We start from the raw sequence: 25,993 nt of genomic DNA, 5'->3' as shown, positions 1-25,993 counted from the left end.
TCAGAGTTCGATGAACGAAGAGGTCGCCTTGTTCAGGGCCAGGCGGCCCTTCGCGGTGATCGATTCCACCTGGGCCAGCTGATGGATCGCGCGCTCGTCGGGCGCGTGCTCCGACGGCGGAATGAAGGCAGTCACGAGGTCGGCGGCACGCAGCACGCGCAGCCTGTCGATGTCTGCGGGCGTGTGGAGGACGTATGGCAATTTCTGCTCGGCGAGGGTCCGAAGAAATTCCATGGACATGGGTCGTCTCCTTGTGTTGAGGGGAGGGCGGTTCGGACATTGTGCGCACAAACAATTAGCGCTGTCTAAACCCTGCGCCGCGCATGCCTTTCGAGGCGTGTACCGAAGTTTCCAGTTCTTTCGGCGGGCGCGAAGGACGTGCCACTTTGTTTCTGGTCGTAGCCATGCTTTCGGCCAGCGTGGCGGGGTCCATGCATTCGCCGGCGGCCCAGGTCTGGCGCAAGGTGGTGCGCAGGTCGGTCAGGTCGCGCCGCTGCGCGCGCAGGCCGGCCATGAGCTGGTCGATTTCGCGCACGCGGCCGTCGAGTCGTTCGAGCAGGTCGTCCCCCGAGAAGACCTCGCAGCCTGAGAAGGCGCTGCGCAGGCTGTCCAGCGAGAAGCCGAGGTTCTGCGCGATCTGGATCAGCTGCAGCCGCTTGAGCGCGGCCTCGGTGTAGACGCGGTACCCATTGGCGCCGCGCTCGGGTGCGGGCAGCAGGCCGCTTTGCTCGTAGAAGCGGATGGCCGAGGGCGCCATGCCGGTCTTGTCTGCCAGTTCACCGATCTTCATATCGCTTGACCTTCAAGTTGGCTTGAATCTTAGCATCGGGTTTTTCCACTCCAGCACCCGGTCCTCATCGTGAACTCCTCGCCGCTTTTCCTGCCGCTGACCCTGCCCAACGGGAGCGTCCTGCCCAACCGCCTGGCCAAGGCCGCCATGGAGGAAAACATGGCCGATGCCGGGCAGTTGCCGGGCGCGGCGTTGCACGACCTGTACCGCGTCTGGGCACAGGGCGGGGCGGGCCTGATCCTCACGGGCAACGTGATGATCGACGGCCGCGCGCTCACCGGCCCGGGCGGTGTCGTGCTCGAAGCCGGCACGCCGCTCGAGCGCTTCGCCGAATGGGCCGCGGCCGCGCGCAGCGGCGGCGCGCAGGTGTGGATGCAGATCAACCATCCGGGCCGCCAGGTTCAGATCAACATGGGCGGCACGGCCTGGGCGCCGTCGTCGGTGGCGCTCGACCTGGGCAAGCACAGCAAGCTTTTTGTGCAGCCCCGGGCCATGAGCGAGGCGGAGATCGCCGAGACCGTCGACCGCTTCGCCGCCACGGCGCAGGCCGCCGAGCGCGCGGGCTTCACCGGCGTGCAGGTGCATGCGGCGCACGGCTACCTGCTTTCGCAGTTTTTGTCGCCGCTGACCAACCAGCGCACCGATGCCTGGGGCGGCAGCCTGGAGAACCGCGCGCGCTTTCTGCTCGACGTGGTACGTGCCGTGCGGGCCCGCGTGGCGCGCGGCTTCGCCGTGGCCGTGAAGCTCAACTCCGCCGACTTCCAGCGCGGCGGCTTCTCGGAGAACGATGCGAAGCAGGTCATCCGCTGGCTCAACGACGAGGCCGTGGACCTGGTCGAACTGTCGGGCGGCAGCTACGAGAGTCCGGCGATGCAGGGCCGCACTGCCGACGGCCGCACGCTGGCGCGCGAGGCCTACTTCCTGGAGTTCGCCCGGGAGCTGGCCGCCGAGGCGCGCATGCCGGTCATGACCACGGGCGGCATCGTGCGCCGCGCCGTCGCCGAACGGGTGCTGGGCGAGGGCGTCGCCGTGGTGGGCATGGCCACCGCGCTGGCCGTGGCGCCCGACCTGCCCGCACGCTGGCGCGCGGGCGAAGACGCGGCGGCGCAGAGCCCGCAGGTCGACTGGAAGGACCAGGTCATGGCCGCGCTGGCGCGCATGGCGCTGGTGAAGCGCCGGCTGCGCACGCTGCGCCCGGGCCGCAACAGCGCGCCCGCGCATTCGCCGTTCCTGACCCTGGTGCTCGACCAGCTGCGCACGAAGCGGCTGACGAAGCGTTACCGGCGCTGGCTGGGCGCGCGCGCGGCGTGAACCACCGCTATCGATTGGCCGGTTGAATGGGCCAGGCGGTGGTGTCGGGCCGCAGCAGGTGCCAGACCACGGGCGCGATGCCTTCGAAGGTGGCGCGGTAGCGATCGGACAGCCGGTTCTCGTCGGTCACGTCGCGGATCACGATGCCGTCGATGCGCTGCGGATGCGCGCGGAACACCTGCGCATAGATCTCGGGGTCGGCCTCGCCCGAATCGCCCACGAGCAGGAAGCGGCGCTGCGGAAATTCGGCCAGCAGCCGCTCGATCACGCCGAGCTTGTGCGCACGCGATTCCTCGCCGCTGGGGATCAGCGTGCGCCACGTCGTGCTCTCGCGCAGGTGCATGCTGCCGGCGGGAAAGTCGGCGTCGCGAATGAAGTCGGTGAGCGCGGGGTACAGCTGGATCGGGCTGCCCGAGAGGTAGTGAAAGCGCGTGCCGGGCGCCTGCGCCAGCGTGCGGTAGTGCGCCGCCATGCCCGGCGTGGCCTCGAAGCGGCGCGCGAAGGTGTTCAGCAGCATCTCGCGCCGGTCGCGCACCTGCGTGCGCTTGATGGTGTCGTCGATGTCCGAGATGACCGACACGCCCTGCGCCGGCACGATCTGCGCACGGCCGCGAAAGCGCGGCAGCAGTTCGCCCGGGCCGGTCACGCCGTGGAACGGTAGCCACTCCTGCGACGCCGGGATGTGCGCGGCCTCGATGACCGCGCGCAGGTTGCTGCGACCGTCGGCGCCCGTGGGCGGCATCGTGAGGCGCGTGGCCGAGCCGTCGAAGACGACGTCGATCACCTTGTCTTCTTCCGACTCGGCATGGAACAGCGCGGTGCGCTGGCTGAAGCGCAGCCGTGCGGCCGGCGTGAGCTTCTTCAGGTTCATGCCGAGGTAGCGCGCGAGCGCGGCGTCCAGGCCCCAGCGGTGCTCGCGCTCGAACACCCAGGCATGCACGTCGACCTCGAGCCGGCCATCGGCCGTGGGGCGCGCGGTGCCGGGCATGAAGAGCGCTTCCTCGTCCGACTCCAGCGGCCCGGCAGCCTGCAGGGCCTGCAGCGGCGCGAGGCCGGCGAAGAGGGCAGCACCGGCCAGCACGGTGCGACGCGACAGTTGTGGCGAGGTACCGGGCGGGCGGTGCTTGGTCGTCATGCAGTGATGCGTTCGTAGGTCACGAAGCTGAAGGGCAGGCCATCCTTGGCCGAGACGTGCGACGCGCGCTGCGTCTCGCGCCACACGGCGGCGTCGAGCACGGGGGCGTGCGCGTCGCCTTCGTAGTCGCGGGCGATCTCGGTGACCACGGCGCGCTGGGCCAGCGGCTCGGCTTCGGCGTAGATCTGTGCGCCGCCGATCACCCAGGCATCGGGCAGCTTCAGCGTTTCGCACAGCGCGATCGCCTCCTGCACACTGCCTGCACGCTGCGCGCCATCGGCGGCCCAGTCGGCCTGCCGCGTGATCACGATGTTCTGGCGGCCCGGCAACGGGCGAAAGCGCGGCGGCAGTGAGTCCCAGGTCTTGCGGCCCATGATCACCGGCGCGCCCAGCGTCTGCTGCTTGAAGTGCGCCATGTCCTCCGGCAGGTGCCAGGGGATGGTGTTGTTCGCGCCGATCACGCCATTGGCGGCGCGCGCGAAGATCAGGTGGATGCGGGGCGTGGCGGCGCTCATCGCGTTCACACCGCCACCGGCGCCTTGATCGGATCGCCGTGCTTGTAGTCCAGCACTTCGAAGTCTTCGTACTGGTAGTCGAAGATCGAATCCGGCTTGCGCTTGATATTCAGCGTGGGGTAGGGGAAGGGCGTGCGGCTGAGCTGCAGCTTCACCTGCTCGGCGTGGTTGCTGTAGATGTGGCAGTCGCCGCCGGTCCAGATGAAGTCGCCCACGTCGAGGTCGCACTGCTGCGCGACCATGTGCGTGAGCAGCGCGTAGCTGGCGATGTTGAAGGGAACGCCCAGGAAGATGTCGGCGCTGCGCTGGTAGAGCTGGCAGCTGAGCTTGCCGCGCTCGCCCTCGGCCTGCGGCGGTGCCACGTAGAACTGGAAGAAGGCATGGCAGGGCATGAGCGCCATCTTCGACAGCTCGGCCACGTTCCAGGCGCTCACGATGATGCGGCGCGAGTCGGGGTTGCTCTTCAGGGTCTTGATGACGTCGGAGATCTGGTCGATGTGCCCGCCGTCGGGCGTGGGCCAGCTGCGCCACTGCACGCCGTACACGGGGCCCAGGTCGCCGTCTTCGCGCGCCCATTCGTCCCAGATGGTGACGCCGCGCTCCTTGAGCCAGTTGTTGTTGCTCGAACCAGTCAGGAACCACAGCAGTTCCTGGATGATGGACTTCAGGTGCACCTTCTTCGTGGTCACCAGCGGAAATCCTTCGTTCAGGTCGAAGCGCATCTGGTGGCCGAACACGCTCTTGGTGCCCGTGCCCGTGCGGTCGCTCTTGAACACGCCGTGCGTGTCGACGTGGCGCATGAAATCTTCGTACTGGGAGCGGACGGGGCGGGCAGGGAGGGTCATGTTGGGAATTTTACGGGGCGGCGCTAGCATCGGCCGATGACCGGCCATGACCACTCCCACGACCATTCCCACGACCACAGCAGCGAACTCGGCGAGATGGACCTGCGCGTGCGCGCCCTCGAAAGCGTGCTCACGCAAAAAGGCTACATCGACCCCGCCGCGCTCGACGCGCTGATCGACACCTACCAGACCCGCATCGGCCCGCGCAACGGCGCACGGGTGGTGGCGCGGGCCTGGGTCGACCGGACATTCCATGACTGGCTGATGACCGACGCCACGGCGGCCATCGCCTCGCTGGGCTACACCGGCCGACAAGGCGAGCACATGGTCGCGGTAGCCAACACCGACGACCAGCACCACATGGTCGTCTGCACCCTGTGCAGCTGCTACCCCTGGCCCGTGCTCGGCCTGCCGCCCACCTGGTACAAGAGCGCGCCCTACCGCTCGCGCGCGGTGAAAGACCCGCGCGGCGTGCTGGCCGATTTCGGCACCACCTTGCCCGAGGCCACGCGCATCCGCGTCTGGGACTCGACCGCCGAAGTGCGCTACCTCGTGATCCCGCAGCGCCCGGCGGGCACCGAGGGCTGGAGCGAAGACGAACTCGCCGCGCTGGTCTCGCGCGATTCGATGATCGGCACGCGCGTGGTCGAGGCGCCTTCGGCAAGGAGCGCGACATGACCTACGCGACCCACGCCGACCTTGGCGGGCAACCTGGCTTCGGCCCCGTCACGCCCGAGCCCGAAGGCGAGCTGTTCCACGGCGCGTGGGAGCCGCGCGCGCTGGCGCTCACGCTGGCCATGGGCGCCACCGGCTCCTGGAACATCGACACCAGCCGCGCCGCGCGCGAAACGCTGCCCGATTACCGCGACCTGAGCTACTACCAGATCTGGCTCGGCGCGCTGGAGCAGCTGATGCTGCAACGCGGCCAGGTCTTCGCGGACGAGATCGAATCCGGGCAGATGCACCATCTGGCCGCGCCGGTCGCCCGCGTGCTGCAGGCCGCGAACGTGCCCGCCGTGCTCGCCAAGGGCTCCGGCACCGAGCGCCCCGCATCGGCGCCCGCGCGTTTTGCGGTCGGCCAGGCCGTGCGCATGCACCTCGGGCGCGTCGACCACCACACGCGCCTGCCGGGCTATGTGCAGGGCAAGCGCGGCACGATCGAGCACATCCACGGCGCGCACGTGTTCGCCGATGCGAATGCGCAGGGTCTGGGCGAGCAGGCGCAATGGCTCTACACCGTGGTCTTCGACGAAACCGAGCTGTGGGGCGACGGCGCGCCGCGCCAGAACCTCGCGGTGTCGGTCGATGCGTGGGAGAGCTACCTGGAGCCCGCGGCATGAAGGCGAACGACATGCCGCCGCTCGCACTCGCTCCGGGCATGCCGCGCGATGCCGACGGACCGGTGTTCAGGGAGCCGTGGGAGGCGCAGGCCTTCGCGATGACGCTCGCGCTGCACGAACGCGGGCTGTTCAGCTGGGTCGAATGGGCCGAGGCGCTGGCCACCCAGATCAGCGCCGCGCAGGCCGCGGGCGACCCGGACACGGGCGACACCTACTACCGCCACTGGCTCGCCGCGCTCGAAAACCTCGTGGCGCGCAAGGGCGCGAGTTCCGGCGACGAACTGGCCCGCTATCGCCATGCGTGGGACCACGCGGCAGAGCGCACGCCGCATGGGCAGCCGATCGCGCTGCGCGGCGAAGACTTTCCGGGCTGAGTGTTGGGTGTTGCTCCTTCCCCCGCTGGGGGAAGGTTGGGATGGGGGCAAGCGGCGCTAGTTCGGCGCGGTGCTTCATCGAGCGCCGCTTGCCCCCACCCCGGCCCTCCCCCGGGAGGGGAGGGAGAAATACCCCGGGGCCTTAGACGCGAATCACGCGCCCAGGATTCAGGATGTTCTTCGGATCGAGCCCGCGCTTGATCGCCCGCATCATCTCCAGCGCCACCGGCGACTTGTGCTTCTCAAGCTTGTCGACCTTGAGCGAGCCCACGCCATGCTCGGCCGAGAACGAGCCGCCGAACTGCTCGACCGCGTCGTAGACCAGCGTGTTGATGCGTTCTTCCTCGTTCTTCAAAAACGCCTTGGTGTCGATGTTCTCGGGCGCCTGCACGTTGTAGTGCAGGTTGCCGTCGCCCAGGTGGCCGAAATTCACGAGCCGCACGCCGGCGATCTCGCGCTTGAGCAGCGCGTCGGTCGCTTCCACGAAGGCGGGAATGCGCGACACGGGGATCGAGATGTCGTGCTTGATGTTCAGCCCCTCTTCGGCCTGCGCGAGCGGAATGTTCTCGCGGATGTGCCAGAGCTGGTGCGCCTGCGTGAGGTTCTCGGCCACCACCGCGTCGGTCACGCAGCCGTCTTCGAAGGCGGTTTCGAGCAGCGCCTCGAAGCGCGCGCGGGCGTGGTCCTCGGACTCGCTGTCGGAGTTCTCGAGCAGCACGCAATACGGCACGGCCTCGTCATGGATGAAGGGCACGCGCAGCTGCGGCATGTGCTTGTCGACCAGGCTGAGCGCAAACTTGCCCATCACCTCGAAGCCCGTGAGGCCCGAGCCCAGGTGCTTGTGCGCCAGGCCCAGCAGCGTGACTGCGTGGTCGAGCGAGGGCACGGCCGCCCAGGCCGTGAGCTGCGCGGCGGGCAGCGGGTACAGCTTCATGGTCGCGGCGGTGATGACGCCCAGCGTGCCTTCGCTGCCGACGATCAGGTCGCGCAGGTCGTAGCCCGTGTTGTCCTTGCGCAGGCCGCTCGTGCCTTCCCAGATCTCGCCTTGCGGCGTGACCACTTCCAGGCCCAGGCACAGGTCGCGCGTGTTGCCGTAGCGCACGACCTGCGTGCCGCCCGCGTTGGTCGCCAGGTTGCCGCCGATGGTGCAGCTGCCCTCGGCCGCCAGGCTCAGGGGGAACAGGTAGCCGGCTTTCTCGGCGGTTTCTTGCAGCGTCTGCAGGATGCAGCCGGCCTCGACGGTCATCGTGAGGTTGGCGGCGTCGATGTTGCGGATCGCGTTCAGTCGCTGCAGGCTCAGCACCACCTGCGTGCCGCTGTCGTCGGGAATGGAGCCGACCGCCAGGCCGGTGTTGCCGCCCTGCGGAATGACGGCGGTGCCGGCCGCGGCGCAGGCCTTGACCACGTCGGCCACCTGCTGCGCATTGGCCGGGCGCACCACGGCGAGCGACTTGCCGCGCGCGCGCTTGCGCCAGTCCTGCTCGTAGGCGGTGAGGTCGCCCTCGTTGAGCACGTGCGAGGCGCCGACGATGGCGCGCAGCTGGTCGATGAGAGAAGAAGAGGTGGTCATTGGGCGGAAGCCTCCAGGGGACGGGCAGCGGCAGCGGCGGCCTTGGCGTGGCGCAGGCGAAGGCGCACATGCCACGCGCAGGCCGCGAAGAGCACGAGGCACAGCAGCACCTCGACGAGCGCGAGGACCTGCCCCACGCCGTTGGTGTCGCTCCAGGCACGCACCACGCCTTCGGTGAAGTAGAGCCAGATCATCAGGCTGACCCAGCGGTAGGTGTACATGCGGTTCTTGTAGAGCCCCGCGAGCGGAATGACGAGCGGCAGCACCTTGAGCGCGAGCAGCGAGCCGCCCGGGCGCAGCGGCGCCAGCCACAGCTCCCAGGCCAGGCCCAGCACGATCAGGCCGACGAGGCTGCCCACGGCGGCCCATCGGGTGGCGCGGACGGAAGAGGGCGGGAGTGGGGTGTCGGACACGGTGGCGGCGAAAGAGGAAGAGGGGGCGCACCGGGGTGTGGAGCGCCTCTGGAAAGAGCGGATGGCATGATACCGGGCATGAATCGTCGGCAGCTTTGGAGGGATCTTTCGCGCTTTCCTTGGCGCAACACCGCAGCGGTACTGGGCGAGCGTTTCCGCGAAGATCGCCTCGGCCTCACGGCCAGCAGCCTGACCTTCACCACCACCATCGCCATGGTGCCGTTCTTCACGGTGGCGCTGGCCCTCTTCACCGTGTTCCCGATGTTCGCCACCATGCAGGGCCGCCTGCAGCGCTGGCTGATCGAGAGCCTGATTCCCGACAACATCGCGCGCCAGGTGCTGGGCTACCTGAACCAATTCGCGAGCAAGGCCAGCGGGCTGGGCATCGCGGGCCTGGTGGTGCTGCTGATCACCGCCATCGCGCTGATCCTCACGATCGACAAGACGCTCAACAACATCTGGCGCGTGCGCACGCCGCGGCCGCTCGCGCAGCGGGTGCTGATCTACTGGGCCACCATCACGCTCGGGCCGCTGATCCTTGCGGTGAGCCTGTCGACCACCTCGTACGTGTTCGCCGCCTCGCGCGACGTGGTGGGCGGAGGCATCGTCAAGCTGGCCTTCGACACCCTGGAATTCCTGCTGCTCGCGGCCGGCATGGCCGCGCTGTACCACTACGTGCCGAACACCACGGTGCGCTGGTCGCACGCCTGGGCCGGTGGCATCTTCGTGGCGGCCGCCATCGAGATCGCCAAGCGCGTGCTGGGCTACTACCTGAGCCTGGTGCCGACCTACTCGGTGCTGTACGGCGCCTTCGCCACCTTCCCGATCCTGCTGGTGTGGATCTACGTGGCCTGGGTGATCGTGCTGCTGGGCGCCGTCATCGCGGCCTACCTGCCGAGCCTGCTGACCGGCGTGGCGCGTCGCGGCGGCGCGGCGGGCTGGCCGATGCAGCTCGCGATGGAAGTGCTGCAGCACCTGGCGCGCGCGCAGGCCACGCCGGCCAAGGGCATGGGCGCGAGCGAACTGCTGACGCGCATGCGGGTCGACGGGCTGCAATTGGCGCCCGTGCTCGACACGCTGGTGCGGCTGGACTGGATCGCGCCGCTGGCCGAGGAGCCCGCCAACCAGGACCCGCGCTACGTGCTGCTGGCCGACCCGTCGACGCCCATCGAGCCGCTGCTGCGCGAGCTGCTGATGCCGCGCGCCGAACCGCTCGAAGACCTGTGGCAGAAGGGCCCGCTGCGCACGCTGCGGCTGGGCGACGTGCTATTGATCTAGGAGCGCCCTGGCGTTCGGGCCGTCAGATCTTGACCCGCCCCGCCCAGATGTCCCGGTACATCGCCCAGTCGCCCATGAAGGAATACAGCGGGCGCTTGAACGAGGCCGGCTTGTTCTTCTCGAAGCCGAAGTGCCCGACCCAGGCGAAACCGTAGCCCGCCACGAGCCCGGCCAGCAGCCACCACGGATTGAGCGTGACCACCAGGGCCGCGAGGCACAGCAGCGAGATCGTCGAGCCCGTGAAGTGCAGACGCCGGCAGGTGACGTTGGCGTGCTCGGTCAGGTAGAAGGGATAGAACTCGGCAAAGCTGGTGAAGCGGCGCGGATCGACCGTGGCCGGCGTGTCCTGTGCGGCAGGGGTGGAGGTGTTCATCGTGGGTCTCCTGCGCCCCGCAGGGGCTTTGTTGATAATAGCCACGACCCCGCGGCCGCACCACCCGGGTTCGCCATCCCACCTTCGCCGTATCCACCTTGAGCGCTGTTCCCGTCGTCCCCGTCGATTCTTCCGCCGATGCCAACGCGTTGTGGGTCGTCTGCCTGTGCGCCGAATGGTGCGGCACCTGCCGCGACTACCGGCCGCTGCTGGTCGATCTGGCAAAGGCGCACCCGCAGTTCCGCTTCGCCTGGGTCGACATCGAAGACCACGCCGAGATCGCCGACGCCTTCGACGTCGAGACCTTCCCGACCCTGCTGGTGGCGGGTGCTGACGGCACGCGTTTTCTCGGCCCGCTGCTGCCGCACATCGAAACGCTGTCGCGCCTGCTCGGCGCGCTGCAACCGCCGCAGCCTTCCAGCCTCGACGTCGACCTGCTGCTGGCCGTGCTCGAGAAAAAGCCCGCGGCCTTCGCGGTCTGACTGACCCCTTCGGAGCCTCCCTCCCATGAACATCCTGATCTTTGGCGCCACCGGCATGGTGGGGCAGGGCGTGCTGCGCGAGTGCCTGCTGGCGCCCGACGTGGAACGCGTGGTCGCCGTGGGACGCAGCGCCACCGGGCAGCAGCATCCCAAGCTGCAGGACCTGGTGCACAAGGACATGTTCGACTACCGCGCCATCGAGCCGCAGCTGACGGGCTTCGATGCCTGCTTCTTCTGCCTGGGCGTGTCGTCGGTCGGCATGAAGGAGCCCGAGTACAAGCGCATCACCTACGACCTGACGATGGCGGCGGCCACCGTGCTGGCGCGGCTCAACCCGGGCATGACCTTCACCTACGTGACGGGCGCCGGCACCGACAGCAGCGAGCGCGGCGAACGCATGTGGGCGCGCGTGAAGGGCGCGACCGAGAACGCGCTGATGCGCCTGCCGTTTCGCGCGTCCTACATGTTCCGGCCCGGCATGATCCAGCCGCTGCACGGCGTGCGCTCGAAGACGCCGCTGTACGACGCCGCGATCGTCGTGCTCAAGCCCGTGCTCGGGCTGGCCCACCGCTGGTGGCCCGACCGCGTGACCACCACCGAGAAGGTGGGCCGCGCGATGCTCGCGGTGGCGCGCCGGGGCGCACGCAAGGTGCTGCTCGACCCGGCGGACATCAACGCGCTGGGCAGCTAGGCCGCCTGGCGCTCTTCGCAGTTTTCAGCCCGCGACGAAGTCGCGCAGCGCGAACAGCACCTCGTCCGGCGCCTCGCTCATCAGCGCGTGGCCGGCATGCACCGTCACCACCTTGGCGTTGCGCGCCTTGCCCACCAGCGCCTTCGTGGCGCGCGGCGGCGTCATCTGGTCGGCGTCGCCGAGCAGGAACAGCACGGGGCACTGCACCTTCTCCATCGCGGCTTCGCCGTTGGCGTAGTCGTTGCAGGCCTTGAAGCCGATGTGGAACACGTTGGCCTCGCGGTTGCTCGCGAGCACGCGGCGCATCAGCGCGCGCGAGCTGCCGTACAGCCATGTGCCCGGGCCGAGCGACGAAGGCGGCGGCGCCAGCAGCGAGTGCGAGAAGGTGTTGACCATGGCAATGGCGCGCTGCGGATCACTCACCGAGCTTTCGAGCAGCGCGGGCGACACCACCATCGGGTAGGCCGTGCCGACCATCGCGAGCTGCGTGATGCGTTCGGGCGCGCGTGCCGCGGTTTCGAGCGCGATCAGCGAGCCGAAGCTGTGGCCGATGAGCGCGGCCTTGTGCACGCCTGCCGCATCGAGCAGCGCGATGACGAACTGCGCCGCGTCTTCCACGCTGGCCGGTGGCGCGCCGGCGCTCTTGCAGTGGCCCGGCAGGTCGACCGCCAGCACGTTCCAGCCGTGGTTGGCGAACCAGCGGCTTTGCAGGATCCACACGCTGTGGTCGTTGAGCACGCCGTGGATGAACACCACCGTGGGCTTGGCCGCATCGAAGGGTTTGCCGGCGGTGTAGCAGTAGGTGTCGTGGCCGTTGACTTGAAGGATGCTCATGGCGTCTCTTTCTGGGGTCTTGTGTGTCTTGTGTTCGTGTGAGGTGGCGGATCAGCGCGTCGACGCGGCCCGGGCGTGAGGGGGCAGCGCCCAGTCGCGGACCGCGCTCGGCAGGATCTCGCCCGTCTCGTGCTTGAAATGCATCAGCGTGCCATCGAGTTCGAGGTCCGAGCCCTCTCGCAGCAGGAAGCCCAGGTAGTCGCCGCCGTCGTCTTGCGCGACGAGCAGCGCACGCGCGGCTTCGGGGTGGCTGGCCACCCAGTCGCCGTCGTCGCCGATGTCGTCCAGCATGCGCAGGCGCTCGCGCGGGAACCAGTGCCACTGGCGAGGGTCTTGCGCGCCGGGATCGCTGTCGTCGCGGTCTTCGTCGCTTTCGTCTCCGTCATCGGGCTCCACATGCGTGGGCAGGCCGGTGCGCAGCAACTCGGCATAGGCCGCGGGCAGCACCAGTTGCGCGACGTCGATCGGCTGCTCGGTCAGCGCCTGCTGCCGGGCCCGGAGCGCGGCAAAGATCCGCACGGAGCGAGCGCTGGGGTCGGCGTCTGGTGAGCTGGTGATCCGCGACAGCAGTGCGGCGCGCTGCGCACGGAACGCCGGGTCTTGCATCTCGGCGGGCCGGGCGAAGGCCGAGCGCCATTCCTTGCCGAAGCGCATGCCGGTGAAACCGCCGCTCGCCAGTGCCTGCCGCAGGTCGTCGCTGACCAGCGGGGCGCTTTCATCGGGCAGCCAGAGCAGGTCCAGCGGCTGGAGATGCACGGGCCAATGGGCCGAGGCCATGTCGAGCACCGCCCGCCCATGGCGGGACACGCCGGTGGGCTGGAAGGCTTCGGCCATGACATGCGCCCCATGTTCGAGCGCGCGCCCCGGCGCGACGTAGCCGGGCGTGCGGGGCAGCTCTAGCTCGAATTCGGTCGCGGCCTGCGCGACCTGGGCCGCCGTCTCGAAGCTGCCTGCCGCGAAGACGCGGTGATGGCGGGGTCGGTCTTTCTGCAGCCGCACGGTGATGCGCAGCGCGGTGCGCGCCAGGTCCAGGCTGTCGAGCCACTGTCCGTCGCCGAGCCAGTGCATCAGCCGGTACTCGGCGCGCTGGTCACCGAAGCGTGCGTGGTGGTACGCGGGAAAGCGGGCCTGGACGTCGTAGGCGCGGTGGGCCGGCAGCTTGAATTGCGTCAACAGCGCGTGCAGCCTGAGGCTGACGAGCAGGCATTTCGCGTGCGGCGAGCCGTCGCCCGACCAGTTGGCCAGGTCGGGAAATCGCGGCGGATGGCCCCAGCCCTGCGACATCTCGATGCGCTGCGGCGCGGCCCAGAAATGCGCGCGGCCGATCGCAGGCGCGTCGCCGTAGCCGCCGTAGGTCTCGCGGTCGTGCGTGCCGTCGGGGTGCGCGGCGAAGAAATGCGGCGCGACGCCGAGTGCGTCCGGGCCCTTGAGCCATTCGAAGAACGGTGTCGGCTCCATCGGCGCGGTCAGGCTTTTTCCGCCGCCTTCAGCGCGCGCTTCAAATCGTCGATCAGGTCGGCCGGATCTTCCAGGCCGATCGACAGGCGGATGGTGCCCTGCGAAATGCCCGCGCCCGCCAGTGCCTCGTCGGTCATGCGGAAGTGCGTGGTGCTGGCCGGGTGGATCACCAGGCTGCGGCAGTCGCCCACGTTGGCCAGGTGGCTGAACAGCTTGAGCGCTTCGATGAAGGCCTTGCCCTGTGCGCGGCTGCCCTTGATGTCGAAGCTGAACACCGCGCCCGCGCCGCGCGCGCCGTGGCGCAGCAGCTTCTGCGCGAGCGCATGGCTCGGGTGCGATTCGATCAGCGGATGCCCCACGCGCGACACGAACGGGTGCGTGGACAGGAACTCGACCACCTTCTGCGTGTTGTCGATGTGCCGCTCCATGCGCAGCGGCAGCGTCTCGATGCCCTGCAGGATCAGCCACGCCGTGTGCGGGCTCATCGAGGCGCCGAAGTCGCGCAGGCCTTCGCGGCGTGCGCGCAGCAGGAAGGCGCCCACGGTGCTTTCCTCGCTGAACACCATGTTGTGGAAGCCGTCGTAGGCCTGCGTGAGCTCGGCGAACTTGCCCGACTTCTCCCAGTCGAAGCTGCCGCCGTCGACCACCACGCCGCCGATGACGGTGCCGTGGCCCGACAGGAACTTGGTGGCCGAGTGGTAGACCAGGTCGGCGCCCCAATCGAAGGGCTTGATGAGGTAGGGCGAGGTGAGGGTGGAGTCGACCAGCAGCGGCACGCCGGCTGCGTGGGCGATGTCGCTCACGGCGGGAATGTCGAGCACATCGAGGCCCGGGTTGCCCACGGTTTCGCCGAAGAAGAGCTTGGTCTCGGGGCGCACCGCGGCGCGCCAGCCATCGAGGTCGCCGGGCTTCACGAAGGTGGTCTCGATGCCGAAGCGGCGCATCGTGTAGTGCAGCAGGTTCTGCGAGCCGCCGTACAGCGCCGTGCTGGCGACGATGTGCGAGCCCGCGCCCATCAGCGTGGCGATCGACAGGTGCAGCGCCGCCTGGCCGCTGGCCGTGGCGATGGCGCCGATGCCGCCTTCGAGCGCCGACACGCGCTGCTCCAGCACCGCGTTGGTCGGGTTGCTGATGCGCGAATACACGTGGCCCGCGCGTTCCAGGTTGAACAGCGCGGCGGCGTGGTCGCTGGATTCGAAGACGAAGGAGGTCGTCAGGTGGATGGGGACGGCCCGCGCGCCGGTGGTGGGGTCGGGGGCGGCGCCGGCGTGCAGCGCGAGGGTGTCGAAACCGGGGTCGGAATAACCGGGCATGAAGGCCTTTCTGTTGTCTCTTCGCAATGCCCCGTGACGCCGGCAATGCTTGCACAGGCGACAGGGGCGTTCGGGTCGGCGTCGATTGTGGGCTATATTCAAATCGGCACGACGCCGAGAACGACGAATCCCCGAGAGGAGCACCACCATGAAAGTCAGCGACATTCTTCGCGTCAAGGGCAACACGCTCTTCACCATCACGCCGGACGACCCGCTGGCCGAAGCCGCCCAGACCATGGCGGACAAGGACATCGGTTCACTGGTGGTCATGGAGCACGGCGACCTGGTCGGCATGCTCACCTTCCGTGAAGTGATCGTGGCGGTCGTCAACAACGGCGGCCAGGTCGGGACCACGCTGGTGCGCAAGGCCATGGACGACGCGCCCGTCACCTGCACGCTCGAAACCGACCTCGACGAAATCCGTCGCATCATGCTGGAGCGCCACGCGCGCTACATGCCCGTGATGGACAAGCGCATGCTCATGGGCGTCATCAGCTTCTACGACGTGGCCAAGGCCGTGGTCGACGCGCAGAACTTCGAGAACAAGATGCTCAAGGCCTACATCCGCGACTGGCCGGAAGACGAGAGCAACGAAAAGGCCGGCTGAGCCTTTTCAGCCAGCCACTGACCGACTCGCCGTCGGGCCCCTTCAAGCGAACACCGAGGAACCGGCTTTGCCGGGCCTCAGGTGTTGCCCCCGGTAGGGGGTTGGCGAAGCGACACGAAGTGCGCGCAGCCTGGGGGCGAGCTTCTTACTCCTTGATGTTGGCGGTCTCGACGATCTTCTTGTTGCGTGCGTACTCCGACTGCACGAACTTCCCGAACGCCTCCGGCGTTCCGCTGCCCGGCAATGCGCCTTGCTCCGCCAGCTTGGCGCGCACGCCTTCCTCCTGCAGCACCGCATTCAGTTCCTGGTTGAGCCGTGCCACCACGGCCGGCGGCGTTTTCGCGGGCGCGAAGATGCCGGTCCAGCTCACCATGTCGTAGCCCTTGAGTCCGGGCATCTCGTTGAAGGTGGGCACCTGCGCGAGCGCCGGCAGGCGTTGGCTGCCGGTGATGCCCAGGGCCTTCAGGCGCTTGCCGTTCACGTGCGGGATGGCGCTGGTGCTCACCAGCATCGCGAGGTCGACCTGGTCGCCGATCACGTCGGTGGCGATCTGCGCGCCGCCGCGGTAGGGCACGTGCGTCACGAAGATGCCGCTGCGTTCCTTGAGCAGTTCCATCGCCAGCTGCAGCACGGTGCCCACGCCCGAGGTGGCGTAGTTGTAGTGGCCCGGCTGGGCCTTGGCGAGCTTCACGAAGTCGGCGTAGCTGCGCACGTCCAGGCCGGGGCGCGCCACCAGCACCATCGGCGCGGTGTTGAGCAGGCCGACGGGCGCCAGGTCTTTCAGCGGATCGAAGCGGAAGGCCGAGGGGTTGACCAGCCGGCCGATGGCGATGGCGCTGTCGGGGCCGACCACCAGCGTGTAGCCGTCGGGCGCCGCGCTCACGGCCTTGGCCACGCCGATGGCGCCGCCCGCGCCGCTCACGTTGTCGATCACGACCGACTGCTTGAGCCGTTCGCCCAGGCGCTGCGCCACGAGGCGGGCGTTGACGTCCACGCTGCCGCCGGCCGTGAAGGGCACGATCAGCGTGAGGGGCTTGGCAGCAGGCCAGGCGGGCTGGGCGAATGCACCCGTGGGCAGGGCGGCGCAGAGTGCGGCGGCAGCAAGGATCAGGCGGCGGTTCGTGGTCATGGCAGGGTCATCCGGGGAAGGGGGTGGCGGAAGGCGTGGGTTCGGAAGGCAGGCGGGCGCGCAGCGCGTCGAAGTCGGCGCTCCATTCGGCGCGCCACTGGCGGCGCTGCGTGTCGTCGATCCAGGCGCCGTCCAGGCCGTTGTGCATGAAGCCGCGCAGGTCGTCCAGGCCGAAGCCGAAGTCGCGCACCATCATCAGCCAGGCGCCCGTGGGCGTGACCTGGTGCAGCGTCGGGTCGTCGGTGTTCGGGTGGATGCGCAGGCCCAGGCCGGGCATGCGGCGGATGGGGTGGTCCAGGGCCCAGCGCTCGGGCGGCAGCGTGCGCAGGTAGTAGGAGTTGGTCGGGACCACGGTGAAGATCACGCCGCGCTCGGCGCACTGGCGCGCGAAGTCGGGCTGGTCGACCACCGTGTAGCCGTGGTCGATGCGGTCGACCTGCAGCAGCTCGAGCGCGGTGCGCACATTGGTCCAGGGCATGCCGAACTCGCCGGCGTGCGCGGTGGTCTTGAGGCCGGCCTTCTTTGCCTCGGCGTACGCGCGGGCGAAGAGCTCGGGCGGCCGGTCGTTCTCGCGGTAGTCGATGCCGATGCCGATCACCTCGTCGCAGCGGTGCGACTTGACCCACTCGACCATCTCCACCGCCGCTTCGGCGCTGGCCTCGCGGTCGATGGCGGCAATGAGCCGGCCGGTGATGCCGAACGCCTGCTGCGCATCGTGGATCGCGCGGACGATGGCGCCCTGCGCGAGCGGGTAGGCAATGCCCGAGCCGTGCACCGTGCCGGTCGGGTTCCAGAAGAACTCGGCGTAGCGCACCTGGTGCGAAGCCGCGTCCTGCAGGTATTCGAGCGTGAGCTGGTGCAGATCGTCGGCGCTGCGCACCAGTTGGGCGTCGAGCGCGCGCAGCACGCGCAGCACGCCCACGGGCTTTTCGCCGCGCGTGTAGAAGCCGTCGATTTCCGCGTCGGCCAGCGGCGCGCCGGCGCGCCGGTTGAGCTGGCGGAAGGTGTCGTGGCGCACGGTGCCGAAGAGGTGGCAGTGCAGCTCCACCTTGGGAATGGCGCGCAGCATCGCTTCGAGCGCGAAAGGAACAGGTGCAGGCGCGGCAAGGGTCATGCGGCGCAGTCTAGGCAGTGCGTGCTCATAAGGAAAATTTTGAATTTCTATAATTTGATTCATTGAATCGATAACCAGGACGCCCATGGCCGCCTTGCCCCTGCGTGCGCTCACGCTGCGCCAGCTGCAGTGTTTCTCGGTGCTGGTCGAGGAAGGGCACTTCGGCCGCGCGGCGCGCCGGCTCGCCATCACGCAGCCCGCGCTGAGCAACGCGATCAAGCAGATGGAAAAGCTGCTCGGCGCCGAGCTGCTGACCCGCTCCACCCACCGGCTCGAACTCACGCCCGTCGGCGCCGAGGTGCTGGCGCGCACCGATTTCCTGGTCCACACCTTCGAGGTGGCGCTGCGCGACATCGAGAGCACGGTGCAGCGCGGCCGGGCCTACGTGCGCGTGGGCGTGATCCCCTCGGCCAGCGCGCGCGTCGCGGCAGCGGCGGCCGGCTTCCTGCAGCAGCGCGCCGAGGTGGAGCTGGCCTGGCGCGACGCGCCCTCCACGGTGCTGCTGGCCGAGCTGCGCAGCGGCCAGCTCGACATGGCCGTGGCCGCGATCACCGAGCCGCCCGGTGGCCTGGCATGCATCGACCTGTTCCGCGACCCGCTGGTGCTGGTGGTGCGCAGCGACCACGCGCTGGCGGCGGCCAGCGAGGCGCGCTGGGAGGCCATCGGCAGCGAGCGCCTCGTGCTGTTCGAAAGCGGCAGCATGCCGGCGCTGGGCGACCCGGCGCGCGCGCAGTTCGCGCAGGGCGCCCAGCCGTACCGCGTGAGCTATTCCGAAACGCTCTACGCGCTGGTGCGCAGCGGGCAGGCGCTGGGGCTGATGCCGCAGCTGTACACCTCGTCGCTGCGCGACCCCGAGCTGGCCGTGGTGCCGCTGTCGGCGCCGCGCATCGAGCGGCGCGTGGTGCTGGCCTACCTGCCGGGGCCGATGCGCAACGTGGCGGCGCAGGAACTCATCGGGTTTTTGCGCGAGCGGTTGCCGCAGGCCTAGGCAGTCTCCAGCATCGCCATGCGCGTTTCGCTGCTGAAGCGCTCCAGCGTCCAGCCTTCGCCGAGCATGAACATGCGCGTGTGCAGCTGCGACAGCGTGTCGCCGTCTACTTCGTCGCCGAGGTAGCTCAGCCGTTTCTCGCGCAGGTCGACGAAGCCCGTCGTGTAGTCACGCCCCAGGCGCAGCCACAGCGCGTGCGCGCCCGGCGACTGGCGCGCGCCGCTCATCAGGCACATGCCGCTGCCCAGCGCCCAGCGGTACACGGCCGTGGCCAGCCCGCGCCGCTGGTAGGCGGGGTCGTACTGCGAATGCGGCGCGCGGATGTGGCGGTCGGCGCGGCGGTCGAGCTCGATCAGGCGGTTGAACACGGTGTAGCCGACCAGCCGCTGGTGGCGCACGTCCTCGATGTACACGTAGGTCTCGCCATCGGCCTCGCGAAAGCGCGCGCGCAGGTCGGGGTCGTCCAGGCGCAGCGCGGACAGGTCCTGCACCCGGTCGCCCATGGCACGCATGCGGTCGTACACGGGCGTCAGCGGCTCGCTCGGGCGGCCCTTCTTCGGATCGACGTCGATGCGCAGCTCGGCCGGCCGCAGCAGGCGGCGGCGCAGCGCGTCGAACGACGGCCATGCGGGCCAGGGCGGCAGGGCAGGCGAAGGCGAAAAAGAGACGGAAGGGGAGCAGGCAAGAGCCACCACGGGGAAATCCTCACGACGAAACACGACGGCGAAGCGGGCGAGGTCCTTCCGCGCGGCACGGGGCCGGAGGCGGGAAGAAGGTCGGACGCTGGGGAAGTGGTGCGTCGCCCGGGCCGATCAGGGCCAGGACGCGCGACCGCGCGGGGCGGGTGCCCGACGGTCGATGTGCGCTGAAGAAAAAAGGAGGCTGACCGCCGGGCTCAGGGATGTGCGAGGGTCTGCTGCGACCTCGCCGTCATCGCCGCGGGTGCGCGCACGCGCGCGTCGCCCGGGGCCGCAGAGGCCGCCGCGCGATCGAAACCGGGGATGAAAACCATGACGTTCATAGGGTCGATTGTAGGAAGCCGGGGGTGTTCGGGCAACCAAAGCCCCCGCGGTCTCTGCCAGATTGAATGCGGGTTGCGCTCAGTGCAGTTCGTTGGCCGCGTGGATCGTCTCGCGCACGCGCGGGTAGATCTGCGTGTTCCATTTGCTGCCGCTGAACACGCCGTAGTGCCCCACGCCGGCCTGCAGATGGTGTGTCTTGAGGTAGGGGCGGATGCTGCTGCACAGGTCTTGGGCGGCCACGGTCTGGCCGACCGCGCAGATGTCGTCGCGCTCGCCTTCCACCGTGAGCAGCGCGGTGCGCCGGATCGCCGCGGGGTTCACGGTGCGCCCGGCCACGGTGAGCGCGCCGCGCGGCAGGTCGTAGGTCTGGAACACGCGCTCCACGGTCTCCAGGTAGAACTCGGCCGGCAGGTCGTTCACCGCCAGGTACTCGTCGTAGAACTCGGCGATGGTGCGGGCCTTGTCGAGTTCGCCCTCGACCAGCAGGCGCTCCATGTCCTCGAACTGCTTCTTGTGGCGCTCGGGGTTCATGCTCATGAAGGCCGTGAGCTGCAGGAAGCCCGGGTACACGCGCCGCATCGCGCCCGCATGCGGCCACGGCACGTGGCTGATGAGGTTGCGGCGGAACCACTCGATGGGCTTGCTGGTCGCGAGCACGTTCACGCCGGTCGGGTTGACGCGGCAATCGACCGGTCCCGCCATCAGCGTGAGGCTGCGCGGCGTGGCCGGGTGGTCGTCTTCCGCCATGAGCGCGGTCGCGGCCAGCGCGGCCACGCAGGGCTGGCACACGGCCACCATGTGCGCGCCCGGGCCCACGGCCTCGACAAAGCGCATCAGCTGCAGCGTGTAGTCGTCCAGCCCGAAGCGGCCCTGCCACAGCGGCACGTCGCGCGCGTTGTGCCAGTCGGTCAGGTACACGTCGTGGTCGCGCAGCAGGGTGCGCACGGTTTCGCGCAGCAGCGTGGCGAAATGGCCCGACAGTGGTGCGACCAGCAGCACGCGCGGGTGCACCGCTTCGGTGTGTGCCTTGCGAAAGTGCAACAGCGTCCCGAAAGGCGAGACCAGCGCGGCCTCTTCGTGCACGGGCACGTCGGCGCCGTCGACCACCACGCTGTCGATGCCGTAGGCCGGCCGCGTGTGGGTGAGCCGCATGCGCGAGAAGACCTCGCAGCGCGCGGCCATGCGCCGCAGCGCGGTGCGCTCGGTGCCGTCCTGCCAGAGGGCGCGGCCCAGGTACTGCGCGGTGAGCCGCCATGGCGAGAGCAGGTCGGCCTGGTTCTGGTAAGCGCGGTACAGCATGCACGGGCTGCAGGCAAGTTGCGGGCCAGCAAGCACGGCCACTCGTGGCACGGCGCTTGCACACAGCACGCATCGTCCAAGGAGTGTCGCGATGGCCAAACCCGTTCTCACGATCAGCAGCAAGAACTACGGCGCCTGGGCGCTGCGCGGCTGGCTGATGTGCAGGCTCGCGGGGCTGGACTTCAGCGAGAAGGTCATCCCGCCCGACGATCCGGCCATGAAGGCCGAGATGCTGCTGCTGTCGTCGTCGATGCTGGTGCCCTCGCTGCAGCACGGCGGCATCAAGGTGTGGGACACGCTGGCCATCGGCGAGTACCTCAACGAGATCAAGCCCAAGGCCGGCCTGCTGCCCGCCGACGCCGCGGCGCGTGCGCACTGCCGCGCCATCTGCGGCGAGATGCACTCGGGCTTTGCCTCGATGCGCGGCGCGCTGCCGATGAACATCAAGGCCCGCTTCAAGAACTTCAAGGTGTGGTCGCGCGCGCAGGGCGACATCGACCGCATCGTCGCCATCTGGCGCGAGTGCCTCAAGGCCTACGGCGGCCCGTTCCTCTTCGGCAAGCAGCCCGGCATGGCCGACGCGATGTACGCGCCCGTGGTCACGCGCTTCCTGAGCTACGACGTGGCGCTGGACAGCGTGTGCGCCGCGTACTGCAAGCGCGTGATGGAACTGCCCGCCGTGAAGGAATGGGTGGCCGCCGCGCTGCAGGAGCCCGACGAGATCGACGAACTCGACGCGGAGTTCTGACGCCGCTTCTTCACGCGCTCGCGGGCGGCAGGCCGAGGCCGTCTTGTTGTAGTCGGCGCTCGATGCTCTGCGCGGCCTGCTGCAGGTCGCCCAGGTGCGCGGTCACGATCTCGCGCTCGCTCTTCACCGCCGGCAGCCATGCGCAGCTGAGGCAGCCAACCACCTGCTCGCCCAGCCGCACCGGCACCGACACCGCGCCGAAGCGGTCGGGCGAATCGAGGCTGGTGGAGGTGGGGTCGCGCGCGGCGTAGCCCTGGTCGCGTGCGTGCGCCACCATGCGACGGATGCTGTCGGGGCGCCGCGCGCCGCGGTCGAAATCGTTCGGTGAACGCGCCAGTGCGGCAACGATTTCTCGCCGTTCGTCTTCGGGGCAGAACGCGAGGTAGCAACGCCCGAGCGACGACAACAGCATCGGCGGACGAAAGCCCAGCGCGCGGTAGTTCACCGCCAGGCCGTTGCGCGGCCGGTCGGTGTCGAGGATGAGCATCGCCGTGCCGTCGCGCACGCCCAGGTCGATCGGCCACGGCACCAGCCGCTGCAGCGTGGCGCGCGGCGACGCGGCCAACGCCGTGAGCCGCGTGCGCCACGCTGCTGCGGCCCCTGACTGGCCGGTGGCCGAAGTGGGCACGTAGCGCTTCTCCAACTCGTTGCGCTCCACCCAGCCGGCCTGCTGCAGCGTCTTCAGGATGCGCAGCAGCGTGGCCTTCGACAGGCCGGTCTGCCGGTGCAGCTCCTGCAGCGTGACGGCCGACGAACGCTGGATGGCCAGCATCACGTCGAGCCCGCGGCGCAGGGCATCGATCGACTTCACGCTGTGCGCACCGCGGGTGTCCGACATGCCGCCTCCAAAGAAAAAAGGTTCACTCAGTGAAACTATATCTTCTGGCCGCGCGGCGCGATTCCTACAGTCCGACGACCCCCCCACGTCGTCTCACCGAGAAGGAAAACGCAAGATGTTCCACCAACGAAACATGGTCCGTGCTGCTGCAGGAGCCATTCTTTTGCTGTGCGCCGCGACAGCGGCGCTGGCGCAATCGTGGCCCGCGAAGCCGGTCACCCTGGTCGTCGCCTACCCGGCCGGCGGCGACACCGACGCCATCGCGCGCACCTACGCCGAGAAGCTCGCGCAGCGCCTGGGCCAGCCGGTGCTGGTCGACAACCGCCCCGGCGCGAGCGGCATGATCGGCAACGCCTGGGTCGCGAAGGCGCCGGCCGACGGCTACACGCTGCTCTTCACGCCCAGCACCTTCCCCATCGCGCAGCACGTGCTCAAGGCCGGCCCCGGCGTGGCGCACGACGTGGTGAAAGACTTCACCCCCATCGTCAAGACCGGCAACATCCCGGTGCTGATGGTCACGGCGCCCACGAGCGGCATCCAGACCGTGGCGCAGCTGGTGGCCGGCGCCAAGGCCGGCAAGGCCTTCACCTACGGCACGCCGGGCGCGGGCTCGCCGATGCACATCGCGGGCGAGCTCTTCAACAAGGACGCCGGTGTGGCCATTGCACACGCGCCGTACCGCGGCGTGGCGCCGGTGGTCAACGACACGCTGGGCGGCCACGTGAGCGTGGGCTGGATCACGCCCGGCGCGGTGGCGGCCCACATCGCCGCCGGCAAGCTGGTGCCGCTGGCCGTGGCCGAGCGCCAGCGCACGAAGCTCATGCCCAACGTGCCCACCTTCCTGGAGCTGGGCTACCGCGACATGGACGTGAGCGCCTGGATGGGCCTGCTCGGCCCGAAGGCCCTGCCGGCCGAGGTCGTGCAGACGCTCAACCGCCACGTCAACGAGATTTTGAAGATGCCCGACGTGCAGGCCCGCATGGCCGCGCTGGGCATCGAGCCCGTGGGCGGCGAACCGGCCGTGCTGGCCCGCCAGATCGCCGACGACGACCAGCGCTTCGGCCGGCTGGTGCGCGAGTTCGGCATCCGCGCCGACTGACCCTACACACCCGCAGACAAGGAGACGATGCATGTTGAGCGAAGAAAAGAACCGCCTGCTGACCGAAGTCGGTCCGGGCAAGCCCATGGGCGACTACCTGCGCCGCTACTGGCACCCGATCGCCGGTGCCAGCGAGTTCGACGACAAGGCCGTGAAGCCGCTGCGCATCCTCGGCGAGGACCTCGTGCTCTACAAGGACCTGAGCGGCAACTACGGCCTCGTCGACCGCCGCTGCCCGCACCGCAACGCCGACATGTCGTACGGCTACGTGGAGAAGTGCGGCCTGCGCTGCAGCTACCACGGCTGGCAGTACGACACCAGCGGCCAGTGCATCCACCAGCCTTTTGAAGAAACGCTGGACCCCGACGCGCGCATGCGAAAGAACACGAAGATCAAGGCCTACCCCGTGCAGGAAAAGGCCGGCCTGCTGTGGGCCTACATGGGCCCGCAGCCCGCACCGCTGCTGCCCGATTGGGAACTCTTCAACTGCAAGAACGGTTTCGCGCAGGCCGTGTTCGCCGAGATTCCCTGCAACTGGTTCCAGTGCCAGGAGAACTCCATCGACCCCGTGCATTTCGAGTGGACGCACAACAACTGGACCACGCGCCTGCAGGGCGACGAAGGCCCCTACGTGCCCACGCACCTCAAGCTGGCGTTCGAAGAGTTCGAGCACGGCTTCGTCTACAAGCGCCTGCGCGGCGGCGAGCGCGAAGACAACGTGATGTGGACCACCGGCCGCGTCACGCTGTGGCCCAACGGCTTCTTCCTGGGCCACCACTTCGAATGGCGCGTGCCCATCGACGACCACCACACGCTGAGCGTGCTGTGGGTGCTCAGCCGCGTGCCGACTGAACAGGAGCCGTATGTGCAGGAACGCATTCCCTCGTGGTACGGCCCCATCAAGGACCCGGCCACGGGCCGCTGGATCACCAGCCACGTCGCCAACCAGGACTTCGTGGTCTGGGTGGGGCAGGGCACCGTGACCGACCGCACGCGCGAGAAGCTGGGCCAGAGCGACAAGGGCATCGTGATGATGCGCCGGCGCTTTTTCGAAGAACTCGAGTCGATGCAGTCCGACCCGTCGCACGAACCCAAAGGCCTGATCCGCGACCCCGGGAAGAACCGCGACGTGTTCCTGCCCTCGGCCTGCCGCGACGAGATGCTGCACGGCCTGCCGCGCGAGGAGCTGGCCGCGCATCCGCTGCTGGGGCCGTACCTGAAGGACTTCTTCGGGCAGGCCGGGCAGCCTGACGATGTGCGCGTAGCCTACGAGGCGGCCATCGGCCAGAAGGTGGAGGGTGCGCGCTTCTTCAAGGTGCATGGCGGCGCGTCGGACACCGAGGTGGAAACGCAAGAGGCTGCATAACGCACGCCGCGATACGGGTCTTTGCGCCGGGGCTCGCCTCGATGCGCACAGCGTGTGAACATCCCGTGTCGGGAGCACACGCCGTGAAGTTTCGTGATCGCGCACAGGCCGGCCGCCAACTCGCTGCCTTGCTGCAGCGGCGCGGCGGTTTTGCGGATGCCGTGGTGCTGGCACTGCCGCGCGGCGGCGTGCCGGTGGCCTTCGAGGTGGCCCGCGCACTGCGCTTGCCGCTCGACGTGCTGGTGGTGCGCAAGCTGGGCCTGCCCGCACAGCCCGAATACGCCTTCGGCGCGCTCGCGGGTGACGGCGTGCCCGAGATCGACGAACACCTGGTGCGCACGCTGGACCTGCGGCCGTCGGAGATCGATGCCGTGGTCCGTGCTGAACTCGCCGAGTTGGCGCGTCGCACGCAGGTCTATCGCGGCGATCGCCCGGCGTTCGATGTGCAAGGCCGCACGGTGCTCGTCATCGACGACGGACTCGCCACCGGTGCCACCATGCGCGCCGCGGTTCGCGGGCTGCGGCGGCAGAGCGCCGGCAGCGTCATCGCCGCCGTGCCCGTGGCGTCGCCCGAGGCCTGCGAGGCCTTGCAGCGCGAAGCCGACGACGTGCTGTGCGTGCGCTGCCCCACGGTGTTTCGGGCGGTCGGTGCCTGGTATGAAGATTTCTCGCAGACGACGGATGAAGAGGTCTGCGCGCTGCTGGCGCAGGCCTAGCGCCTGAACATCCGCAGATCGAGCGCGCTCTCTTCGCCCAGCCACATCGCATGCGCCGTGTGGTCCGCGAAGTCGTCGCCGGTCACGCCGTGCACGAAGATGTCCAGGCCGTTGCGGTTGGCGTCGAGCCAGCCGATGACTTCGTCGAACTCGGCGGCGTCGAAGGCCAGCTGGCAGCTCCAGTGCGGGTGCGGGCCGACGAGGCGTTCGTGCACGCGGCCTACCACCACCATCAGCTCGTGGCCGGCGCGCTCGCTGAGCTCACGCGCCTGCGCCAGTGTGGCGGGGGCGAAGTAGATGTGGGCGTGGTACTGGGCGTAGAGGTTTTCAGGGCGGCGCGGCATG

31 protein-coding genes are annotated in these 25,993 nt (G+C 69.1%); 13 read left to right on the top strand and 18 right to left on the bottom strand.

Annotated features, from left to right (window positions below):
• Positions 1 to 240 carry a hypothetical protein gene (locus AC07Q9_RS01590; RefSeq protein WP_095951069.1) on the bottom strand — a complete coding sequence of 80 codons (240 nt, stop codon included), beginning with the start codon at positions 238 to 240 and terminating at the stop codon, positions 1 to 3.
• A 55-nt stretch (positions 241 to 295) separates the two neighbouring features.
• Entirely contained in the window at positions 296 to 790 is a 495-nt protein-coding gene (locus AC07Q9_RS01585) for a MerR family transcriptional regulator (RefSeq protein WP_495307003.1), read from the bottom strand.
• A 69-nt stretch (positions 791 to 859) separates the two neighbouring features.
• Here AC07Q9_RS01585 and AC07Q9_RS01580 point away from each other — a divergent pair, with 69 nt between their 5' ends.
• Positions 860 to 2,101, top strand: a complete 1,242-nt coding sequence (locus tag AC07Q9_RS01580) for an NADH:flavin oxidoreductase/NADH oxidase family protein (RefSeq protein ID WP_495307002.1) — start codon at positions 860 to 862, stop codon at positions 2,099 to 2,101.
• A 7-nt stretch (positions 2,102 to 2,108) separates the two neighbouring features.
• Here AC07Q9_RS01580 and AC07Q9_RS01575 read toward each other — a convergent pair whose 3' ends face one another.
• Genes AC07Q9_RS01575 through AC07Q9_RS01565 form a run of 3 tightly spaced genes read right to left on the bottom strand, consistent with a single transcriptional unit; the run spans position 2,109 to position 4,596 of the window.
• A complete protein-coding gene (locus AC07Q9_RS01575; RefSeq protein WP_495307001.1) occupies positions 2,109 to 3,236 on the bottom strand; it encodes a phosphatidate phosphatase App1 family protein in 1,128 nt (375 codons plus the stop codon).
• Positions 3,233 to 3,751, bottom strand: coding sequence for a dihydrofolate reductase (locus tag AC07Q9_RS01570; protein ID WP_495308200.1), 519 nt, complete (start codon positions 3,749 to 3,751; stop codon positions 3,233 to 3,235). The genes AC07Q9_RS01575 and AC07Q9_RS01570 overlap by 4 nt, the downstream gene beginning before the upstream one ends.
• Positions 3,752 to 3,756: 5 nt before the next feature.
• Positions 3,757 to 4,596, bottom strand: coding sequence for a thymidylate synthase (locus AC07Q9_RS01565; protein ID WP_095744526.1), 840 nt, complete (start codon positions 4,594 to 4,596; stop codon positions 3,757 to 3,759).
• A gap of 36 nt (positions 4,597 to 4,632) precedes the next feature.
• Between AC07Q9_RS01565 and nthA the strand changes: the two genes are divergently transcribed.
• The 3 genes from nthA to AC07Q9_RS01550 are packed head-to-tail and all read left to right on the top strand — an operon-like array spanning position 4,633 to position 6,310.
• Positions 4,633 to 5,274: a nitrile hydratase subunit alpha gene (nthA, locus tag AC07Q9_RS01560; protein ID WP_495307000.1), complete on the top strand. Its 642-nt coding sequence runs from the start codon at positions 4,633 to 4,635 to the stop codon at positions 5,272 to 5,274.
• Positions 5,271 to 5,936 carry a nitrile hydratase subunit beta gene (gene nthB, locus AC07Q9_RS01555; RefSeq protein WP_495306999.1) on the top strand — a complete coding sequence of 222 codons (666 nt, stop codon included), beginning with the start codon at positions 5,271 to 5,273 and terminating at the stop codon, positions 5,934 to 5,936. The genes nthA and nthB overlap by 4 nt, the downstream gene beginning before the upstream one ends.
• On the top strand, positions 5,933 to 6,310 hold the full coding sequence (locus AC07Q9_RS01550) for a nitrile hydratase accessory protein (protein WP_369632089.1): 378 nt from the start codon (positions 5,933 to 5,935) through the stop codon (positions 6,308 to 6,310). The genes nthB and AC07Q9_RS01550 overlap by 4 nt, the downstream gene beginning before the upstream one ends.
• 142 nt (positions 6,311 to 6,452) lie before the next feature.
• Here AC07Q9_RS01550 and AC07Q9_RS01545 read toward each other — a convergent pair whose 3' ends face one another.
• Both AC07Q9_RS01545 and AC07Q9_RS01540 read right to left on the bottom strand, forming a co-directional pair.
• Entirely contained in the window at positions 6,453 to 7,880 is a 1,428-nt protein-coding gene (locus AC07Q9_RS01545; RefSeq protein WP_495306998.1) for an FAD-binding oxidoreductase, read from the bottom strand.
• Positions 7,877 to 8,293, bottom strand: a complete 417-nt coding sequence (locus tag AC07Q9_RS01540) for a DUF2069 domain-containing protein (RefSeq protein ID WP_062476618.1) — start codon at positions 8,291 to 8,293, stop codon at positions 7,877 to 7,879. The genes AC07Q9_RS01545 and AC07Q9_RS01540 overlap by 4 nt, the downstream gene beginning before the upstream one ends.
• A 66-nt stretch (positions 8,294 to 8,359) precedes the next feature.
• On the opposite strand from AC07Q9_RS01540, the gene AC07Q9_RS01535 reads away from it, so the two are divergent.
• Complete coding sequence (locus tag AC07Q9_RS01535; RefSeq protein ID WP_495306997.1) at positions 8,360 to 9,571, top strand: YihY family inner membrane protein; 1,212 nt, start codon at positions 8,360 to 8,362, stop codon at positions 9,569 to 9,571.
• Between the two features lie 22 nt (positions 9,572 to 9,593).
• On the opposite strand, the gene AC07Q9_RS01530 is transcribed toward AC07Q9_RS01535, so the two are convergent.
• Positions 9,594 to 9,944: an Mpo1-like protein gene (locus AC07Q9_RS01530; RefSeq protein ID WP_495306996.1), complete on the bottom strand. Its 351-nt coding sequence runs from the start codon at positions 9,942 to 9,944 to the stop codon at positions 9,594 to 9,596.
• Between the two features lie 98 nt (positions 9,945 to 10,042).
• On the opposite strand from AC07Q9_RS01530, the gene AC07Q9_RS01525 reads away from it, so the two are divergent.
• Both AC07Q9_RS01525 and AC07Q9_RS01520 read left to right on the top strand, forming a co-directional pair.
• Positions 10,043 to 10,426 (top strand): thioredoxin family protein, encoded by a 384-nt coding sequence (locus AC07Q9_RS01525; RefSeq protein WP_062476624.1) that lies wholly within the window; start codon positions 10,043 to 10,045, stop codon positions 10,424 to 10,426.
• Between the two features lie 25 nt (positions 10,427 to 10,451).
• Positions 10,452 to 11,117: an NAD-dependent epimerase/dehydratase family protein gene (locus tag AC07Q9_RS01520; protein ID WP_495306995.1), complete on the top strand. Its 666-nt coding sequence runs from the start codon at positions 10,452 to 10,454 to the stop codon at positions 11,115 to 11,117.
• 24 nt (positions 11,118 to 11,141) lie between these two features.
• On the opposite strand, the gene AC07Q9_RS01515 is transcribed toward AC07Q9_RS01520, so the two are convergent.
• From AC07Q9_RS01515 to AC07Q9_RS01505, 3 genes are read right to left on the bottom strand one after another with little or no spacing between them, the layout of a single operon-like run.
• Entirely contained in the window at positions 11,142 to 11,951 is an 810-nt protein-coding gene (locus AC07Q9_RS01515; RefSeq protein ID WP_495306994.1) for an alpha/beta fold hydrolase, read from the bottom strand.
• Between the two features lie 51 nt (positions 11,952 to 12,002).
• Entirely contained in the window at positions 12,003 to 13,409 is a 1,407-nt protein-coding gene (locus AC07Q9_RS01510; protein ID WP_495306993.1) for a hypothetical protein, read from the bottom strand.
• Positions 13,410 to 13,417: 8 nt separating this feature from the next.
• Positions 13,418 to 14,722, bottom strand: a complete 1,305-nt coding sequence (locus AC07Q9_RS01505; protein WP_495306992.1) for an O-acetylhomoserine aminocarboxypropyltransferase — start codon at positions 14,720 to 14,722, stop codon at positions 13,418 to 13,420.
• A 148-nt stretch (positions 14,723 to 14,870) separates the two neighbouring features.
• Here AC07Q9_RS01505 and AC07Q9_RS01500 point away from each other — a divergent pair, with 148 nt between their 5' ends.
• Entirely contained in the window at positions 14,871 to 15,329 is a 459-nt protein-coding gene (locus tag AC07Q9_RS01500; RefSeq protein ID WP_095744536.1) for a CBS domain-containing protein, read from the top strand.
• A 145-nt stretch (positions 15,330 to 15,474) separates the two neighbouring features.
• Here AC07Q9_RS01500 and AC07Q9_RS01495 read toward each other — a convergent pair whose 3' ends face one another.
• Both AC07Q9_RS01495 and AC07Q9_RS01490 read right to left on the bottom strand, forming a co-directional pair.
• Positions 15,475 to 16,458: a Bug family tripartite tricarboxylate transporter substrate binding protein gene (locus AC07Q9_RS01495; protein WP_495306991.1), complete on the bottom strand. Its 984-nt coding sequence runs from the start codon at positions 16,456 to 16,458 to the stop codon at positions 15,475 to 15,477.
• 7 nt (positions 16,459 to 16,465) lie between these two features.
• Positions 16,466 to 17,572 carry an adenosine deaminase family protein gene (locus AC07Q9_RS01490; protein WP_495306990.1) on the bottom strand — a complete coding sequence of 369 codons (1,107 nt, stop codon included), beginning with the start codon at positions 17,570 to 17,572 and terminating at the stop codon, positions 16,466 to 16,468.
• 85 nt (positions 17,573 to 17,657) lie between these two features.
• Between AC07Q9_RS01490 and AC07Q9_RS01485 the strand changes: the two genes are divergently transcribed.
• Entirely contained in the window at positions 17,658 to 18,560 is a 903-nt protein-coding gene (locus AC07Q9_RS01485; protein WP_495306989.1) for a LysR family transcriptional regulator, read from the top strand.
• Here AC07Q9_RS01485 and AC07Q9_RS01480 read toward each other — a convergent pair.
• The 3 genes from AC07Q9_RS01480 to AC07Q9_RS01470 all read right to left on the bottom strand — a co-directional run bounded on the left by AC07Q9_RS01480 (position 18,557) and on the right by AC07Q9_RS01470 (position 20,881).
• Positions 18,557 to 19,255, bottom strand: a complete 699-nt coding sequence (locus tag AC07Q9_RS01480) for an N-acetyltransferase (RefSeq protein ID WP_495306988.1) — start codon at positions 19,253 to 19,255, stop codon at positions 18,557 to 18,559. The two genes, AC07Q9_RS01485 and AC07Q9_RS01480, sit on opposite strands and share 4 nt — an antisense overlap.
• A 200-nt stretch (positions 19,256 to 19,455) precedes the next feature.
• On the bottom strand, positions 19,456 to 19,581 hold the full coding sequence (locus AC07Q9_RS01475) for a hypothetical protein (protein WP_301179195.1): 126 nt from the start codon (positions 19,579 to 19,581) through the stop codon (positions 19,456 to 19,458).
• A 79-nt stretch (positions 19,582 to 19,660) separates the two neighbouring features.
• Positions 19,661 to 20,881: a polyhydroxyalkanoate depolymerase gene (locus AC07Q9_RS01470; RefSeq protein ID WP_495306987.1), complete on the bottom strand. Its 1,221-nt coding sequence runs from the start codon at positions 20,879 to 20,881 to the stop codon at positions 19,661 to 19,663.
• Positions 20,882 to 20,972: 91 nt separating this feature from the next.
• Between AC07Q9_RS01470 and AC07Q9_RS01465 the strand changes: the two genes are divergently transcribed.
• Positions 20,973 to 21,629, top strand: a complete 657-nt coding sequence (locus tag AC07Q9_RS01465; RefSeq protein WP_095950606.1) for a glutathione S-transferase — start codon at positions 20,973 to 20,975, stop codon at positions 21,627 to 21,629.
• Positions 21,630 to 21,639: 10 nt separating this feature from the next.
• On the opposite strand, the gene AC07Q9_RS01460 is transcribed toward AC07Q9_RS01465, so the two are convergent.
• Positions 21,640 to 22,467: a helix-turn-helix domain-containing protein gene (locus AC07Q9_RS01460; protein WP_495306986.1), complete on the bottom strand. Its 828-nt coding sequence runs from the start codon at positions 22,465 to 22,467 to the stop codon at positions 21,640 to 21,642.
• 115 nt (positions 22,468 to 22,582) lie between these two features.
• Here AC07Q9_RS01460 and AC07Q9_RS01455 point away from each other — a divergent pair, with 115 nt between their 5' ends.
• The 3 genes from AC07Q9_RS01455 to AC07Q9_RS01445 all read left to right on the top strand — a co-directional run bounded on the left by AC07Q9_RS01455 (position 22,583) and on the right by AC07Q9_RS01445 (position 25,648).
• Entirely contained in the window at positions 22,583 to 23,566 is a 984-nt protein-coding gene (locus AC07Q9_RS01455; RefSeq protein ID WP_495306985.1) for a tripartite tricarboxylate transporter substrate binding protein, read from the top strand.
• Between the two features lie 31 nt (positions 23,567 to 23,597).
• Positions 23,598 to 24,932: a Rieske 2Fe-2S domain-containing protein gene (locus AC07Q9_RS01450; protein ID WP_495306984.1), complete on the top strand. Its 1,335-nt coding sequence runs from the start codon at positions 23,598 to 23,600 to the stop codon at positions 24,930 to 24,932.
• A gap of 83 nt (positions 24,933 to 25,015) precedes the next feature.
• On the top strand, positions 25,016 to 25,648 hold the full coding sequence (locus AC07Q9_RS01445) for a phosphoribosyltransferase (protein WP_495306983.1): 633 nt from the start codon (positions 25,016 to 25,018) through the stop codon (positions 25,646 to 25,648).
• Here AC07Q9_RS01445 and AC07Q9_RS01440 read toward each other — a convergent pair.
• Positions 25,645 to 25,992 carry a DOPA 4,5-dioxygenase family protein gene (locus AC07Q9_RS01440; protein ID WP_495306982.1) on the bottom strand — a complete coding sequence of 116 codons (348 nt, stop codon included), beginning with the start codon at positions 25,990 to 25,992 and terminating at the stop codon, positions 25,645 to 25,647. The genes AC07Q9_RS01445 and AC07Q9_RS01440 overlap by 4 nt on opposite strands.
• Position 25,993: the final 1 nt, after the last annotated feature.

The organism is Variovorax sp. GW821-FHT09A10, from assembly GCF_059418385.1.
The sequence above is the reverse complement of the archived record's forward strand: the minus strand, read 5'-3'. Positions and strand labels throughout refer to the sequence as shown.